Genomic DNA, 15515 nt, shown 5'->3' on the forward strand with positions numbered 1-15515 from the left:
CGTTGCGCCTCATTCCTGAGGACCGCGTCCAACGCTGGCTCGCGGTCGGCAATCTCGTCAACATGGCGGGAACGGGAGCCGCCCTGTCCACTCTCGTCGTCTTCCTCGCCCGGGCCAAACACCTCGAACTGTCGCAGGCGGCCGCACTCCTCAGCGTCAGTGGCCTGATCGGCGTCCTCGGCGCCGTGCCTCTCGGGCAGCTCAGCGACCGGTACGGGCCCCGGAGCGTGGCCATCGGGACGGAGCTGACCTGCGCGGCCGCCACCTGCGCCCTGCTGCTGGCCTGGGACGTGTGGGTCTGCGCCCTGGCCTTGACCGTCAAGCACCTGGCGACCAGCGGAAACACGGCCGCTCGCGCCACGCTGATGGGCAAGCTCGTGCCACCCGAACGACGGACGGCCCTGCGCGCCTATCAGCGCAGCGTGACCAACGTCGGCTTCGCCCTCGGTGCCCTCGGGGCAGGACCTGCCCTGGCCTCGGGTAGCACCACGGCGCTCTACGCACTGCTGGCCGCGGATGCGGTGACTTTCTGCCTCAGTGCTTTCGCCACGGCACGGTTGCCACAAGTGAGCCGCGGCGCGCATCGCCGCAGGCTCGCGGCCGACGCTCTGAGTGACCGGGGCTATCTGTCCATGGCTGTGCTCAACGCGGCGCACACGCTGAACCGGGCGATAGTGTCGATAGGCGTTCCACTCTGGGTGGTCTACGGCTCCCCGCTCCCGCACTGGGCCGTGTCCGCCGCCATGATGCTGAACACGTCGATCATCGTCGTGCTGCAGGTTCCGCTCAGCAAGCAGGCCGAGGACATCCGCGGGTCCCGCCGGGCACTCCTCATCGCGGGCCTGTGCACCGCCGTGGGATGCGGCATGTTCGCCGTTGGGGGGATCCTGTCCACAGCCGCGGTGTGGCCGCTGTTCGTCGTCGCGTGCCTGGCACTCGCTTTTGGCGAGATCCTCGGTGCCGCCGCAGGCTGGACGCTTTCCTACGATCTGGCTCCCGACGACATGCTGGGACAGTACCAAGGGGTATGGCAGCTCGTCGCGGACGGTTCGTCGAAGGCGGCGGGCCCCGCGGTCATCGGCTGGGCGGTCGCGGCGGGAGCTCTCGGCTGGAGCGCCCTGGCAGCGGGATTCACAGCGGTGTCGGTGGTCAGCCCGGCGGCCGCCGGCTGGGCCTCGACCCGGACGCGCAGGCATCGCGCGGCGCGGCGCGCTGAACCCTGGGAGGTGTAGTCAAGGCCGCGTCCTGGTCCGGCGCGTACCGTCGCGATATCGGCGCACAGCGGGAACGCGATATCGGCGCGCGGGGAAAGAGTGGAGCTCACAGCCGCCGAGGTGAATCATGAGCAGGGTGGAGGCGTGATTCGGCCGGAGCCGCGCCGGGCCGGGCCAGGGGGCATTATGGCGGCGCCATACTGGCGCTGAACCCGTCTTCACTAACGTGTTGGCATCGCCGCCGGGGTGACGGCCCGACCAGGAGGTGCGCGGCATCCATGAATATCAGGAAAGTGGAGAAGATCAAGCTGGACAGGCTTGAGATCGGCGTACACCAGGTCCGCAGGCGCGAGGTCGAGGAAGACATCACCGAACTGGTGGACAGCATCCGCGTCCACGGACAACTGGAGCCGATTATCGTCGCTCCGCTGGACGGCAGAGACGGATACTACGAGATTCTGGCCGGCCAGCGACGCTGGCTGGCGATGCGCCGGATAGGGGCCCAGGAGATCACGGCGGCGATCATCGAGGAGAAGCTGGACCGGGACGTCGCCAGCGCCCTGTCGCTGAGCGAGAACCTCATCCGCCGCGAGTTGAGCACGCTCGACCTCATCGACGCGTGCACCAGCCTCTACCACCGGTACGGCTCGGTGAAGGCGGTGGCGGAGCGGTTCGGGCTCCCGTACGGGCGGGTCCGGCAGTACGTCAAGTTCGATCGCCTCCGGCCGTTACTGAAGGAACTCGTCCAGGACGGGGAAATCGATCTCAGAACGGCACTGCGCATCGAAGACCACTACGGCAAGGAGCCGGTCGGCGACGCGGACCTGCGGCAGATCGCGGCGGTGCTGGCCGAAATGTCGAACGCCCAGCAATCCGATTATCTGCGTACCCGGGAAACCGAGCGCCGGCGACCGGCAAGGAATGTGACCCATGGTGACACCGAGGACCAGGAGACGACCCGGGGAAACGAGCACCGGCCGGGATTCGTCAAACAGATCATCGTCACACTGAGCATTCATGATCTGGAACTGCTCCGGGCGTGGGCGCGATCGAAGAACCTCACTCAGGATCGCGCGGGGGCGCGCATCATCTCGGCTTTCGTCCGGCAGGTGCAGAACGAGCGGAAGCCCATTTCCTGAAAGCCCCGGACACGCGTACGGAGGAAGCCGCCTTCCATGCCTTCACACCTCGCCGCGCCGCAGGGGCGTCATTGAGACCAGGGCCCACGGCACAGCGGCGTCTTGGGGATCAGGCCCTCCCTGGGCCCGCCGCGGAGCACTCCCGGCTCTCGCCCTCATCGCAGCGGACGGTCCACGGCCGCGCACAGGATGGCCGCCAGCGTCGTGTGGTAGCACCGCACGAAGGTGTAGGTGGCCCTCTTCTCCACGGGCAGGGCGTCCCGCTCGGCGGGATCGTACCGGGGCCCGGGCAGGGCTCCGCCGCCCAACTGCGCCCGCGACAGGCACGACCGGCCCAGCCGGTCGAGCAGACCGTCCGGTCTGCCCAGTGCCCGGCGGCAGGCGATCAGCTCGGAGACCAGATCCCAGTGCCCGGAGCGGATGTGCGCGCCCAGCAGCCGGTCGACGGCTTCGCGGAGGCCCCGCGCCCGGGGCGTCAGGGCCGGCAGCGGCCTGGTGGCGAAGTCGGTGAGGAAGAAGACCGCGTGCGTGACCTCGTACGCGACGGCCTCGGTGACCTGCCCTGAGCTGATCGGGGTTCCGGCCGTGGTCCGGCCGTACAGCTCGCGCAGCGGAGGGAGCCGGTGCTCGAACCCGCCGAGGTCGAGGACGTACCGCGTCTCCATCAGGCCGTAGGGCGGACGGGTGGCCGCGGCCAGATCCCCGTAGCCGCCGTCGAGGAGCCGCTGCGCCGTCGCCCTGGTGTGCGAATCTCTGAGCCGATCGGTCCGCCAGAGCACGGCCAGCAGCCAGAGGTAGTACGGGAACCTCGCGGGCGTGTGCAGGAGCTGGTCGTGGAACGACTCCTGGTGGAAGACCTCGGCGACCCCGTCCAGTGCCTTCTCGGCCGCCGGCTGGACCGGGGTCCTCCTGCGGCACAGGAAGTGACAGGTGATCGCGAGGTCGAGCAGCAGGCTCAGGTGCCGGGGAGGCGTGCCCGGCGGCCAGAAGGCCACCGCGGGCAGGAACGCGTCCAGATTGCCGTCCACCCAGGCCATCGCCCGCGTCAGCACCTCGTCCATGCCCGGCTCGGAATCGCGGCCATGTGCAGGCAGTGACCGCTCCGGATCCGTGATCCGCCCACCCGGCCCGGCAGCGACGGCCATGCCCGTGACGTCGTCGTCGCCGGGCGTGCCACTGCCACCGTCGGTGCCGGCCGTGCCCGGACCGCTACCGGCACCCCGGTCACCGTCGGCGCCGTCCATGGCCTGACCGCCCCCGGCACCCCGGTCACCGTGGGTGCTTCCTGTGCCCCGTGCGCCGTCCATCAGAGCCCCTCGGGCGACGGAGAGCCGCCGCCGCTGAGCCGTCCTGCGCAACCGCTCACGTGGTCACTCCTTCGCCGTGCATCAGGTGCGTCGCCCTTCCTTCACCGGACGAGGGGGGCGGGGGCCGGGCCGGGGCCTGCCGGCGCGCAGCCGTACAGCACGCGCCGGTCGTGTTCGCCGAGCCCGGGCAGGAGCACGCAGGCGATCCCGGCGCTCGCCGCCATCAGGCGCACCGTGCCCGCCGCGACAGCGGCCTTGGTCACGCGGCGGGGGTCCGGCACACCGGTGAACACCAGCACGGCCGCGGGCGACAGTTCGCGCTCCTCCAGGTACCGGTCCATCCAGCGCAGCCGGCCGCGAGGGTGGCAGGTGTACCGGATCGGCGCGTCGGGCCACATCGCTCCGGTCCGGACGAGAGCCCGCCCGGCGAGCTCGCGGAGCTCGCGGCATTCGGGGCATTCGCCGAGATCGGGGGGTTCGTCCGCACCGTACCGGCCGGACGGGTGGGATACGTGGCGGCCGGTCAGGCCCTCCGGGTCGCGTGCCGCGCCGCCGGACCGACGGCGCACGCGAGGCCCGCCGCGGCCAAGCGTGCGCGCGTCCGGGGAAGGCGGCGTGAGTTCGACGACGGCGGTCACCCGCTCGCGGCCCGGGTCGAGGTCCAGCGGTTCCGCGTGGCCGTCCGCGTCCCGCATCCGGACGCGCCACCCCGCCGCCTGGGCGTCCTCGGCGATCCGCGCGACCAGCAGGCCCGTGTCACCATGGACCAGCCGCTCCTCCGCCTCGCCGGGCAGCCGGCCGAGATCACCGGTCAGGACCAGCGTGACGCCCTCGCCGCCGTGTTCCGGTGTGCCCGGCAACTCGACCAGGGCGCGTGCGTCCGGGTCGAATGCGTACGCGCGGCGACCGCCGCCGGCCAACTCGCCCAGAAGGTACGTCCGGACGGCGCCCCGGGGTCCCGCCTCAGGCACGCTGCGTCGGCCGGCGAGCATCCGGGACATCGCGCGGACGAGGGGATGCGGGCTGCCCCGCAGGGGCAGGCGGCGTTCGGTCAGATGCAGTCTGCCCGGCGACGGGACGGCCGGGGCCACCGAGATGACGTCGCCCATACCACCGGGTACGACGTCGCCCGTCCCACCGGGGATGGCGGCGTGCGTCCCGCCGGGATCCGGCACCACCTGCCGTCCGTCCGCGCGGTAGCCGCCGAGATGGCGGATGGCGAGGCCGGCGACGATCCCGGCGGTGACACCCGCCGAGGCGGGACCGTCACACGCGAACGGCAGCGGCCTGCCGTCCGGGAGCGCCACCGCATCCGGCCGCACCGGCAGAAACGCACCCGCCACCGGACCAGGCCCCGCCCACGTACCAGGACCGGGAAGCGTGCCAGGACCAGGTGTGATGCCAAGGCCGGGCGGCGTACCGAGGCCCGGGGGCAAGCTGGGACCAGGCGTCGTTCCAAGGCCGGGCGTCGCATCGGGACCGGGAGGCAGGCTGGGACCAGGCGTCGCATCGAGGCCAGGCGGCGTACCAGGACCGGCCCCAAGCCCGGGCGGCGTGTCGGGGCCCGGGGGTGTGCCGGGGAGTATTGCGATGGTGAGGTCGGCTCGCGCGTCTCCGGGCCAGGTGGTTCCGGCCGGGGGGCGCAGGACGGTCCCGATGCCGGACTCGCGGAGCAGCCCGGCGATCAGATCGGCGAGCAGGTGGTCGCCGGTGACGGTGACGCGTGCCGCCCGCAGCCGCCGCCACACCCCGTCCGCTCGCGGAGCGGGCAGGGAGCGCTGCAGGAACACCCGCAGCGGAGCGGGGTCGGCGTCCGCCGGGAAGCGCACGAGGTCCCGCCGGGCCAGCAGGTCCACGAACCGGTCGACGCGGACCCCGAGGAGGTCCCCGATCTGGTCGACGGTTCTGGTGCCGTCCAGCAGGGGCAGCAGGATGGGGAGCACCTCGCGGGCGAACCGGCCGGTCAGGTGCTCGCGTCGTGGCCCGCCCTCGACGATGTACCCATCGGCGACCGGGATGAAGGCCGTCCCTTCTCTGCGACGCGGGAACCCGCTCATCCGTGAGCCCCGTCGCCGCAGCCGGGGCAGCGGTCCGCGGGCACCACCCGCCAGCGGGTCACCTCGTCGGTACGGCAGTCGATCACCGCGACCGTTCCGCGGTCCCCGCCGGTCAGCAGCGCCAGCGCCAGCCCGGCGGCCATCATGGCCTGGTGGGGCGGGAATCCCCGCACCCCGAGATGAGGGTCCGCCGCGAGCCTGAGCCTGATCTCCTCGTCGGCGGGGCTCTCGTGCTGCCGCAGCCGGGCGAGATAGCAGGTGTGGCACGGCGGCCGTCCCGGGACGAACACCGGCCCGACCCGGATGTACGGCGGCGCCGGCGCGATGGGCAGCCAGGGCACCGGGTGCGCGGCACGGCCGAACGCCGCGAACTCGGCCGGGAGGTCGCGCCAGGACGCGCGGACGCCGAACCGGCCGCCGGCGGCGAACCCCGGCACCGGGTCGTGCGCCACCCGTGCCCGTCCGCCGGCCGCCGCGACGAGGGTACGCAGATGCCCGGCGACGGACGTCCCGAAGTCGCCGTCGGCCACGATCCGCAGGTCCGCGACCGGGCTCGCGCCGTTGGCGTGCGAAGCCTCCGGCCGCACCGTGCCCGCGCCGCCGGCCGCCCGTTCCTGCGCACGACGGCTGCCGGGCACGGTCGTGGTGCCGGCCAAGGCGTGCTCGTCCGTGGCACCCGTGCCGATCACGACCGCCCCCTCCTGCGTGCGGCGACGGCCGGCGGTGCCGGCCGTGGCGTGGTCATCTGTGGCATTCGAGCCGATCGCGGGGTGTCCGTTCATGGCGCTGCCGTCCGTCACGCCATCGGCTGCGGGTAGGGGTTGAGCCGTCGCTCCGGCAGGGCACGCAGGCCGAGGCCCGCGGGCGCGGTCCTGAGCCTTCGATGGCGGCGGTACTGCACCAGCGGGCGGACCGACATCGGCTGCAGCTCGGGAACGATCACCCGTACGGCGACGTGCCCGCTGTCGCGCAGCTCGCGCGTCGTCAGGTCGGCCGCGAGGACGGTCATGCCCAGCTCGGCGAGCCGCCGCAGCAGGTATTCGAGCCGTCCCCGATCGGAGCCGGGGTCCTCGGCGGCCGGCGGGCACGGCGGAGCCGGCGCGGACAGGAAGGCGAACGCCTCGCGCCGCGATCGCGCGGCCATCACCGCCGCCTGGTCGTGCACCGAGCGGTGGTCAGCGTACCGGCGCGGCAGCGTCGCGCGGTTCTCGATGCCGGCCCGCAGTCCCATGGTCTCCAGCAGGGCGTGCTCGGCCAGCGCGGTGACGTCGAACCCGCAGGCCGCGCCCACGAGCCGGCTCGCGCGGGGCGCGTTCTCGGCGGTCTGCAGGCAGAGCACGACCGGCACGCCGACGTCGGTCGTGGCGTCGTACAGGAAGGACGCGATGCCGCGGTCGGCGCACCAGCCGATGATCGATCGAGCGGAGGCGGTCAGGCGGCCGGCGTCCGCCGGTGGCAGTGGCCGGCGCAGCAGCCAGGTCAGCGCGATCGCGTCGCGTTCGACCAGCTCGCACAGCGCGTTGACCGCGGCCGCCTCGAAGGACCGGTGGACGGCGCAGCCGGTGGAGATCGGGATCCAGAAGTTCTCGGCGTCCAGCTCGGGGAACGTCAGGAAGACCATGACCGCGGGGACGAGCAGGGTCTCGCCCGTGTGCAGGTTCGTGGCCGCCGTCCACCTGATCGGGCGGGTCTTGTCGACGTCGTGGATCGGGCAGCCCGGCCTGCTCAGTTCGCGCGGCGAGCACCGGGGGACCAGATCGAGGTCCAGCGCGGCGTTCCCGAGCTCGGCCGCGGTGGCCACGACCAGCCGGCGCTCGTCGACCACCAGCCCCGCGTAGCGTTCCAGTGCCTCGGCCACCGCCAGCAGGCGGGCCCGCTCCGGATCGCCGTAGGCCCGGCCCGTGCCCTGCGCGGTACGCGCGTCCGGCCGGAACGGCCCGGCCACGGCCGACGGGTTGCCGGTGGGCGCCGTGTACAGGAAGCAGTCGTTCGGCATCCAGCCGTAGGTGTTGATCCGCCGTGGACGGCCGACCGCGCCGTACGGCCCTGCCAGTTCCAGCAGCGCCGACGGCTCAGAGCGCGGGCCGGTCCGGACGGTCACGGGCTGCCGCCGGTGAGCACCTCGTCAGCGGCCTTCAGCAGGGTGACCGCCAGCGCCGCCGCGACCGGATCGGCCGAGCCGAAGTGCGCACCGATCCGGTCGAGCAGGTCCGCGCCGGACGTCGCCGGGGACCGGGTCCCGTCCCCGGACCGGCGGCGGCCGCGGATCAGGATCTCCAGGCCGATCGCGGCCTGGAGGGCCAGCAGCCCGAGCAGGTCGAGATCGGCCAGTTCGCCGCGGGACGCCTCGGTGGGGTCGAGGACCTCCAGCACGCCGATGCAGTCCGCGTCGCGCACCAGCGGGGCGGCCATGAGGGCGCTCGGCACGTAGCCGGTCGAGGCCGCGGCCGCCCTGGCGAACACCGTGCTGCCGGCCAGATCGTCCACGTACATCGGCTCACCGCTGGTCGCGACCCATCCGGCGATGCCGGTGCCGGCGGGGAACCGGGTGCCGGGCAGGTGCGCGCCGCCCTCCCCCGCCACGGCCTCGAAGACGAGTTCGCCGGTGTCCTCGTCGATCAGGAAGACCGACGAGGCCGCGGCGCCGAAGACGTGGCGGGCGATCTCCACCACCGATTGCAGGAGCTGCCGTTCAGCGAGCTCCGGCCGTTCCTTCCGCGAGCCCGGGAGGGAGTAGTTCAGCAACGGCATGGTGGGCTCCATCGGTGACGTTCCGGGCGGTCTGGTAGAGCACGGCGCGAAGCTGCGCGGGCGTGAGCCAGCGATGCTTGCTGAGGATCAGCGCGCACAGGCCGGTGATGTGCGGGGCGGCGAAGCTGTTGCCGGAGGCGACGGTCCGGCCGCCGCCGGCCCACGCCACCGGCACCCGCACGCCGTGGGCGTAGAACTCCACGGGCGGGGCGGGGTTGTAGTAGTGCAGGAAGGGATCGGGCTGGTCGTGGCCGGCCACCGAGATGACCGAGGCGAACGGCCACGGAAAGCTGCGGATCGGCATGTTGTGCGCCGAGACCACCAGCACGCAGCGCCGGAAGTAGGCCCGGTCGGCGAGCTCGTGGAGCGCCGGGACCAGTTCCGGGCGCCGGGTCGCGAGGCTCATGTTGATCACGTCGAAGCCCGCCTCGATCGCCCATTCCAGGCCGGCCAGCAGCGCCCGCCCGGTGCCGCCGATCGAATCGGTCAGCACGCGCATCGACGACAGCGACACCCTGGGGGCCATCGCCCGGACGATGCCCGCGCACGCCGTGCCGTGCCCGGCCGGGTCGATCGGGTCGGCCGGGGTCACACTCGCGTTGCCGTCCTCGCCGAAGACGACGGTCATCGCCAGGTCCACCGCGCCGACCATCGGATGGCCGGCGTCGATCCCGCTGTCCAGGACGCACACCCGGACCCCGGCGCCGTCCGCGCCGCCCCACGCCCACTCGGGGGTGACCCCCGCCATCCGGACGACGGGCAGGGCCGGCAGGGCGGTCCGCGAGGTCGCCGCGCCCCACGCGGGGATGCCGGGGAAGTGTTCGGCGGCCGGGCCGTGCCAGGGCAGCGTCATGGTCATTCCCCCCGCGACGGCCCGGCGCCCTCGTCCGGGTCGCACCCGGCCGTCTCGTCCGGCGAGGGATAGGCGCCGTGGGCGACGGTCTCCGGCTCCCGCACCTGCGGTCGCGTCCGCTCGGCCTGTCCGGCGTGCCGCTCGGGCTCCCCGGTGTACCGGTCACCGAGGCTCACCTCCCGGAAGGCCGGCTGTGCCGCGGCCCAGACGACGGCCAAGGCCATCGCGAGGCCGGCGATCGGGAAGAACGCGGTGACGCCGAACCGCTCCACCCCCCAGCCGGTCACCGCGACCGAGATCGGGAACGTGCCCGACATCGCGAGCAGCATGACGCTCATCACCCGGGCGAGCAGGTGCCGGGGCGCCCACAGCTGCAGCATCGTCATGATGGTGATCCCGGACCAGCCGTTGGCGACGGAGAACAGCGTGATGCACGCCGTGGCTCCGGCCAGCCCGCCGCTGAACGGCACCAGGGCGACCGAGACACCCATGACGAGCACCAAGACCACCAGCAGGCCGGCCGGCCGCAGCCGCCGCACCCGCAGGCGGGCCAGCAGCGCACCGGCGATCAGACCCGCGCTGAGCCCGGCGAGCAGCGTGCCGTACCCACCGGCGCCGAAGTCGCGGTGCGCCAGCGTGGGCAGCGCCACCTCCGAGGCACCGATGTACACGAAGTTCCCGACGACCGCCGCGACGAGCGTGACCTGCAGGAACCGCCCGCGGGTCAGGACCGCGCGGAACGACACCCGGCCTGCCTCGTCGCCTGGATCCTCGGCCACGGCCGTCTCGGGCCGGCGAAGCGCCAGCAGGGTCGCCGCGGACACCAGGAAGGTCGCCGCGTCGGCGAACAGCGCGGGACCGGGGCCGACGGCGGTGATCAGGACGCCGCCGAGGGCCGGCCCTAGGAGGCTGCCGAGCCGGGTGACGACCGAGGACATCGAGTTGCCCGCGGTCAGCTCCTCCCCCGGCAGGAACGACGGGAGCAGCGCGAAGGAGGCCGGTACGAACAGCCCGCTGCACACGCCGAGGAGCAGGGTGATCGGGGCGAGCACCGGGAACGACGGGGGGACGGTGAGGGCCAGGACGGCGAGCGCCGCGGTCAGGGCGAAGCGGGCGAGATCCGCCGCCATCATCACCGGCCGTGCGCCGAAGCGGTCGGTGATGACCCCGCCGAGGGGGGTCGCGGCGGCCCGGCTGATCCCGTAGCAGGCCAGCACCGAGCCGAGCAGGACCGGACCGCCGTCGGAGGACAGCACCAGCCAGGGCAGCGCGATGGCGAAGCACATGTCGCCGACGCTCGAGGTGAACTGGCCGGCGAGCAGCCAGGGGAACCCTTTCACGGCCATCGGCCCGGTGGTCAGCGACGCCTTGATCGCCGCGATCGGCGTCCGGGTCACAGCGCCTCCCTCTCCGCCGCCGGGGTGCCGTGCGGACGTGTCATGATCTGCTCGATGAGCCCGGCGACCTGCGCCGGGGAGGGCAGCCCGGGACCGGTCCGCACGGATCCGCTGGCGATCTCCCAGCACGGCGTCATCGCCGGTTCCGCGACGTGATGGCCGTCGGCCCGCAACTGCTCGACGTTGCGCCGGACGGCCGGCTTGCGCCACATCGCGGCGTTCATGCTGGGGAAGAAGATCGCCGAGCCTTCGTGGGCCAGCAGGGTCGCCGTCAGCAGGCTCCCGGCGAAGCCGTGCGCCGCCTGCGCGAGCGTGTGCGCGGTCGCCGGGAGCACGATGAACCGATCGGCCCAGGCGGCCAGCCGCGCGTGCCCGGGGTCGAAGTCGTCCTCGCCCTCGCCATAGGCGGCGTCGCTCAGCAGTCGTACGGTGCGCAGCGGGAGGAACCGCGCCGCCGTGGCGGTCATGACGACCCGCACCTGGAGGCCGGGCAGCCTGCGCAGGGCCATCAGATAGGCGGGCAGGTTGACCACGTTCGCCGCGCCGCAGGCGCCCACGAGCAGACGGCTCCCACCCGCCCCGTTCGGGCCGTTCCCGCTCGCAGCGGTCTCACTCGGGCCGGTGCCACCCGGGCGGGCCTCGTCCGGGCCGCCTCCGCTCCGGCCGGTGTCGCCGCTCACCGGATCAGCGGGCCGACCCGGCCGGGGCCGGCCGCAGGCCGAGCCGCTCGGCCACGAGATCGAGCCGCCCCTGGACGTTGTGCTTGTAGCTCGGGCACGGCGGGTTGCCCTCGTGCCACGCCTTCGGGCACGAGCCTCCGCAGGTGGGCAGGAAGACGCAGTCCCTGCACCAGGACCGGCCCTGCGCGATCTCGTCCTGCCAGTCGTCGAACTCACCCTTGGGCCGGATGGCCGGCAGGTCGTCCTGGCCGATGTGCGCGAGCGCCGCGGTCCGCTCCGCCTCCGGCACGAGCGGGTGGTCGGTGCAGGAGAAGATGTTCCCGGTGCCGCTGATCAGCTCCGCCGTCCGCTTCACCGCCGGGCAGGTGATCCGCTTGGCCAGGGTCGGCATCCGCATGAACGGCAGGCCGTTGCGCTGCATCGCGGCCAGCCACGCGAGCTCGCGCTCGGCGTACCGCGTCCCCGCCAGTTCGATGGCCGAGACGTCGTTCCCCCAGGGGCGTACGCGGGCGAGGGTGAAGTTCACGTTCGGGTGGCGGAAGCCCAGCTCGGCCATCAGCTCGATGTAGCGGTGGATGTCGTCCTGGTTGTGCACGTCGACGTTGGTCCGGAAGTCGAAGACCACGTGGCGGTAGTCGTCGTTGTCCAGCGCCGCGCGGACGGTGCGCACGATCTTCCAGAACGTCCCGTTGCCGCTCTTCGCCGGCCGGTGGACGTCGTGGACGTCGGGCGGGCCGTCCACGGTGAGGTAGAACTTCGAGATCCGGCACTCTTTGACGAGAACCTCCAGGTTCCTCGCGTTCAGCAGGCTGCCGTTGGTCACGATCGAGGAGGTGTACTCCACACCCCGCTCGTCGGCCGCCCGGACGAAGTCCCTGGTCAGGTCGCGGATGACGGCGTACCCCATCATCGGCTCCGCGCCGAACCAGTCCACGGCCAGCCGCCTGCTCTCCGGGAGCCGCAGCGCCCGCAGCACCCGGGCCCGCACCCGGTCGCGGTGGTCGGCGCTCAGGCCACCGCGCAGATGCTCCTGGCCGCAGTACGCGCAGCCCATGTTGCAGTACGAGGTGGGCAGCAGGATGAAGCTGACCGTGGCGGGGTCGGCGGCGGCGGCCCGGTTGCGGTCCAGGATCTCGTCGAGTTCGTCCCGGCCGTCCGGCACCACCACCTGGGCCTTCCTGAACTCGGCCAGGGTGCCCGGCGAGATCGCGCCGATATCGCCCTTCCGCAGGGCTTCGGCGACCTGGGGGATCACGAACAGCAGCTTCGCGGTCCGGGTGGCGTAAACGATGTGCACCTGAATTCCCGCGTCATCGCCATAAACGCGGTCACTGACGACCACATAGCGACTGACCTTCTCCCCCATGGCCGCATACCTCGGCTTCTCGGCTCGGGGCGCCGGATTTTCCCGGCCCGCTGGAGAAGGCGGGCCGGGAGGGCGCTAGCAGAGACAGTTGTTGTTGTCGGCGACCTGACCCTCGACTTCCGGAACCAGCGCGTTGAGCCGTTCCTGGATGGCGCCGGCGACCCTCAGTTCCTCCGGGCTGAGCTCCTCGAACACGACCCTCATCTGTTCGGGCAGTCGCTGCAGACCTGCTGCGTTGAGCGGGGCGAGCGGGTCATGTGACATGGTGATCCTCCTGGTGGCGTGGCGCCGATCCGCTACGTCAGCGAACATAGGTCGCCCCCGGAACGCCGTCCAGACCCGATCTCGGGCCGATTCTTAGGGCCGCATCGAAGTGTTCTTAAAACCACTCGCCGGTGTTCCTAAGAACGCCGCGGCCGGCCCGCCTTCCCAACACCTCGTGCGTGTGTAAATCTTTCGGTCAACGTGGCACCGGCGAGGCCCGGCGCCGCCGGCGCGACTACGGAGGAACGGGTGACCATATTTCTGACCGACAGCCTTCCGAATCGCAGCCGCAAGCGCCGGGAAAGCGATCTGCCGTACTTATTGATCAATCCGCCGCTGACCGACCCGACCCAGCCGTACCATTCGATTCCGTACCTCGTGGGGGCGGCGCGGCGCGCCGGGTTCTCCGGCGGCCGCTGCGTCGACGCCAACATCGACGCGCTGAACCACCTCGCCCGTCCCGAGCAGGTCGGCGGCCTGCTGGACCGGGCCAGAAGGACGCGCGAGCGCATCGAGGCCGCTGAGGCCGTCACCAGGGCCGACGAGCTCGACTACCGGGCCGCCCTCGCCGCCGAGGGGCTGGCGCCGGACTTCGTGGCCCGGGCCATCGAGATCTTCAAGGACGGCCCGTCCTTCCACCACTACCCGACCTACCGGCAGGCCGTCCTGGCCATGAAACGCTGGCAGGAACTGCTCTGCCTCGACGGGACCCCGCAGAGCATCGCCGACTTCCAGGTCAGGCTGGGCGGGGTAGTGAACCTCTCCTGCTACGAGGACCTGTGCGACTCCGCGGTACTCGACGCCCTGACCGGCCCGTTCGCCCCGTACGTCGAAGGGCCGTTCCAGGACCTCCTCAGGGAGCGCGAGTGGCGGCTGGTCGGCTTCTCGGTCGGCTTCACCGGCCAGTTGCCCGTGGCCCTGCGCCTGGCCAGGGAGGTGCGCGCGGCCTACCCGGACGCCGTCATCGTCTTCGGCGGCACCGAGGTCTGCGACCACGTCCGGTTCGCCCGCGTGCCCGGGGACCACTGGCGGCTGTTCACCGACGCCGACCTCATCGTCCCCGGTGAGGGCGAGACGCCCTTCTGCGACATCCTGGCCGCCGTCCGGGACGGGCGCCCCCTCACCGGGATTCCCGGCGTGCTGTCCCGCGAGGACCCGCCGTCCCACTCGGCCTCGATCAACTACGAGAACATGGCCGACCTGCCCGCCCCGGCCTACGACGTCTGGGACTGGGACTCCTACTGGTCGCCGGAGCCCGTGGTGCTGTACAGCCCCACGCGGGGCTGCTACTGGAACAAGTGCACCTTCTGCGACTACGGCCTGAACTCCGACCGGCCGACCTCGCCGTCCCGGGAACGTCCCGTCGAGGAGGTGGTCGCCGACCTGGAGCGGATCACCGGCTTCTCCCGCACCGTCTACTTCGCGGTGGACGCGATGTCCCCCCGCTACCTGCGGCTGCTCTGCGACGCGATGAAGGACCTGCCGGCGAAGGTGCGGTGGGCCGCCGAGTTGCGCCTGGAACGGACCTTCCCCAAACGCGACATGGCCCAGCGGCTGCGGGACGCCGGCTGCGTCGCCGTGTCCTTCGGCTACGAGTCGGCGTCCCAGCGGGTGCTGGACCTCATCGACAAGGGCGTGCGCATCGCGGAGGTGCCGGAGATCCTCCGCGAACTCGCCAAGCACGGGATCGGCGCCCAGATGATGGGGTTCACCGGATTCCCCGGCGAGCGCGGCGACGAGGCGGCCCGCACGTACGACTTCCTGATCGAGCACGAGGACCTGTGGTCGATCGCGGGCATCGGCACCTTCTCCCTGACCCCCGGTTCCATCGTCGCCAAGAGCCCCGGCACGTTCGGCGTCGACATGGTCCCGCTGCCGCGAAGCGAGGACGTCGTCCGCTACCTGCCCTGGTACGACCGGGCCGAAGGGGTCGCCCGGTGGCCCGGTGAGATCGACCGGCGGCCCGGCGACGACCGCATGCGGCTGGTCAGGCGGGCGGTCGACGACCGGCCGTTCGTCGGCGGGATCGACACCGCGCACACTCTGCTGTACTTCTCGGCGTTCGGCCGCGAACTCATCCCCGCCGGCCCGGCCGACGCCCCCCGCGCCGACCTCGTCCCGATCAGCGACTCCACCATCCCGTTCACCAACATCGAGGAGTTCGCCCGCTTCGAGGACCTGCGCGACCAGTTCTTCCTGCTCAAACGGGACGGCGGCGCGAGCAGCGCGTCCATCGCCCCCTGGCTCGGCGAGCAGGGCAAGGCGCAGCGGGGCGAAGGCTGGGTCGCGGTCCTGCCCTCCGGCACGACCTTCACCCTGCCACTGGCCGGCCGGCTCCTCACGCTCGACCGGCTCCGGCAGGTCATCAGGCTCACCGCCCAGGCCCGCGGCGACCTTTGATCCGGCCGGCACAAACCGGTCCGAAGCACGCGCGACCCGTCCCACGGCATTTCTCCGCGGAGGAGGACACATTGCACGCAAGGCCCG

The 15515-nt window shown here is 72.4% G+C and carries 13 protein-coding genes; 3 read left to right on the plus strand and 10 right to left on the minus strand.

The features are described from left to right. Window positions 1-2: 2 nt before the first annotated feature. On the plus strand, window positions 3-1232 hold the full coding sequence (locus tag IEY93_RS26620; RefSeq protein WP_189165865.1) for an MFS transporter: 1230 nt from the start codon (window positions 3-5) through the stop codon (window positions 1230-1232). Window positions 1233-1507: 275 nt separating this feature from the next. Next, window positions 1508-2353, plus strand: coding sequence for a ParB/RepB/Spo0J family partition protein (locus IEY93_RS26625; protein WP_189165866.1), 846 nt, complete (start codon window positions 1508-1510; stop codon window positions 2351-2353). A gap of 155 nt (window positions 2354-2508) precedes the next feature. On the opposite strand, the gene IEY93_RS26630 is transcribed toward IEY93_RS26625, so the two are convergent. The 10 genes from IEY93_RS26630 to IEY93_RS26675 all read right to left on the minus strand — a co-directional run bounded on the left by IEY93_RS26630 (window position 2509) and on the right by IEY93_RS26675 (window position 13028). Continuing rightward, entirely contained in the window at window positions 2509-3414 is a 906-nt protein-coding gene (locus tag IEY93_RS26630) for a DUF6895 family protein (RefSeq protein WP_189165867.1), read from the minus strand. Window positions 3415-3761: 347 nt separating this feature from the next. Further along, complete coding sequence (locus tag IEY93_RS26635) at window positions 3762-5717, minus strand: hypothetical protein (protein ID WP_189165868.1); 1956 nt, start codon at window positions 5715-5717, stop codon at window positions 3762-3764. Further along, window positions 5714-6499, minus strand: coding sequence for a TOMM precursor leader peptide-binding protein (locus IEY93_RS26640; protein WP_189165869.1), 786 nt, complete (start codon window positions 6497-6499; stop codon window positions 5714-5716). The genes IEY93_RS26635 and IEY93_RS26640 overlap by 4 nt, the downstream gene beginning before the upstream one ends. Window positions 6500-6513: 14 nt before the next feature. After that, window positions 6514-7818, minus strand: a complete 1305-nt coding sequence (locus tag IEY93_RS26645) for a YcaO-like family protein (RefSeq protein WP_189165870.1) — start codon at window positions 7816-7818, stop codon at window positions 6514-6516. Further along, a complete protein-coding gene (locus IEY93_RS26650; RefSeq protein ID WP_189165871.1) occupies window positions 7815-8468 on the minus strand; it encodes a GAF domain-containing protein in 654 nt (217 codons plus the stop codon). Before IEY93_RS26650 ends, IEY93_RS26645 begins: the two co-directional genes overlap by 4 nt. Next, the gene (locus IEY93_RS26655) at window positions 8410-9321 is read right to left on the minus strand and encodes a S8 family serine peptidase (RefSeq protein WP_189165872.1); all 912 of its coding nucleotides are present in this window, start codon (window positions 9319-9321) and stop codon (window positions 8410-8412) included. Before IEY93_RS26655 ends, IEY93_RS26650 begins: the two co-directional genes overlap by 59 nt. Before the next feature lie 2 nt (window positions 9322-9323). Further along, window positions 9324-10718 carry an MFS transporter gene (locus IEY93_RS26660; RefSeq protein WP_189165873.1) on the minus strand — a complete coding sequence of 465 codons (1395 nt, stop codon included), beginning with the start codon at window positions 10716-10718 and terminating at the stop codon, window positions 9324-9326. Continuing rightward, window positions 10715-11398, minus strand: a complete 684-nt coding sequence (locus tag IEY93_RS26665) for a flavoprotein (RefSeq protein ID WP_189165874.1) — start codon at window positions 11396-11398, stop codon at window positions 10715-10717. The genes IEY93_RS26660 and IEY93_RS26665 overlap by 4 nt, the downstream gene beginning before the upstream one ends. 4 nt (window positions 11399-11402) lie before the next feature. Further along, window positions 11403-12764, minus strand: coding sequence for a radical SAM/SPASM domain-containing protein (locus IEY93_RS26670; protein ID WP_189165875.1), 1362 nt, complete (start codon window positions 12762-12764; stop codon window positions 11403-11405). A 75-nt stretch (window positions 12765-12839) separates the two neighbouring features. Further along, window positions 12840-13028, minus strand: a complete 189-nt coding sequence (locus IEY93_RS26675; protein ID WP_189165876.1) for an aroma-sacti cluster domain-containing protein — start codon at window positions 13026-13028, stop codon at window positions 12840-12842. A 249-nt stretch (window positions 13029-13277) separates the two neighbouring features. Between IEY93_RS26675 and IEY93_RS26680 the strand changes: the two genes are divergently transcribed. Next, window positions 13278-15428 (plus strand): B12-binding domain-containing radical SAM protein, encoded by a 2151-nt coding sequence (locus tag IEY93_RS26680; protein ID WP_189165877.1) that lies wholly within the window; start codon window positions 13278-13280, stop codon window positions 15426-15428. Window positions 15429-15515 lie beyond the last annotated feature (87 nt).

Origin of the sequence: Sphaerisporangium melleum, from assembly GCF_014646695.1 — a bacterium.
Taxonomy (GTDB): Bacteria; Actinomycetota; Actinomycetes; order Streptosporangiales; family Streptosporangiaceae; genus Sphaerisporangium; species Sphaerisporangium melleum.

What these genes read in the sequence shown, in the direction of transcription:
- IEY93_RS26675 (WP_189165876.1), bottom strand. Translation starts at nt 13,028, where the DNA reads ATGTCACATGACCCGCTCGCCCCGCTCAACGCAGCAGGTCTGCAGCGA.
- IEY93_RS26635 (WP_189165868.1), bottom strand. Translation starts at nt 5,717, where the DNA reads ATGAGCGGGTTCCCGCGTCGCAGAGAAGGGACGGCCTTCATCCCGGTC.
- IEY93_RS26650 (WP_189165871.1), bottom strand. Translation starts at nt 8,468, where the DNA reads ATGCCGTTGCTGAACTACTCCCTCCCGGGCTCGCGGAAGGAACGGCCG.
- IEY93_RS26640 (WP_189165869.1), bottom strand. Translation starts at nt 6,499, where the DNA reads ATGAACGGACACCCCGCGATCGGCTCGAATGCCACAGATGACCACGCC.
- IEY93_RS26655 (WP_189165872.1), bottom strand. Translation starts at nt 9,321, where the DNA reads ATGACGCTGCCCTGGCACGGCCCGGCCGCCGAACACTTCCCCGGCATC.
- IEY93_RS26670 (WP_189165875.1), bottom strand. Translation starts at nt 12,764, where the DNA reads ATGGGGGAGAAGGTCAGTCGCTATGTGGTCGTCAGTGACCGCGTTTAT.
- IEY93_RS26630 (WP_189165867.1), bottom strand. Translation starts at nt 3,414, where the DNA reads ATGGACGAGGTGCTGACGCGGGCGATGGCCTGGGTGGACGGCAATCTG.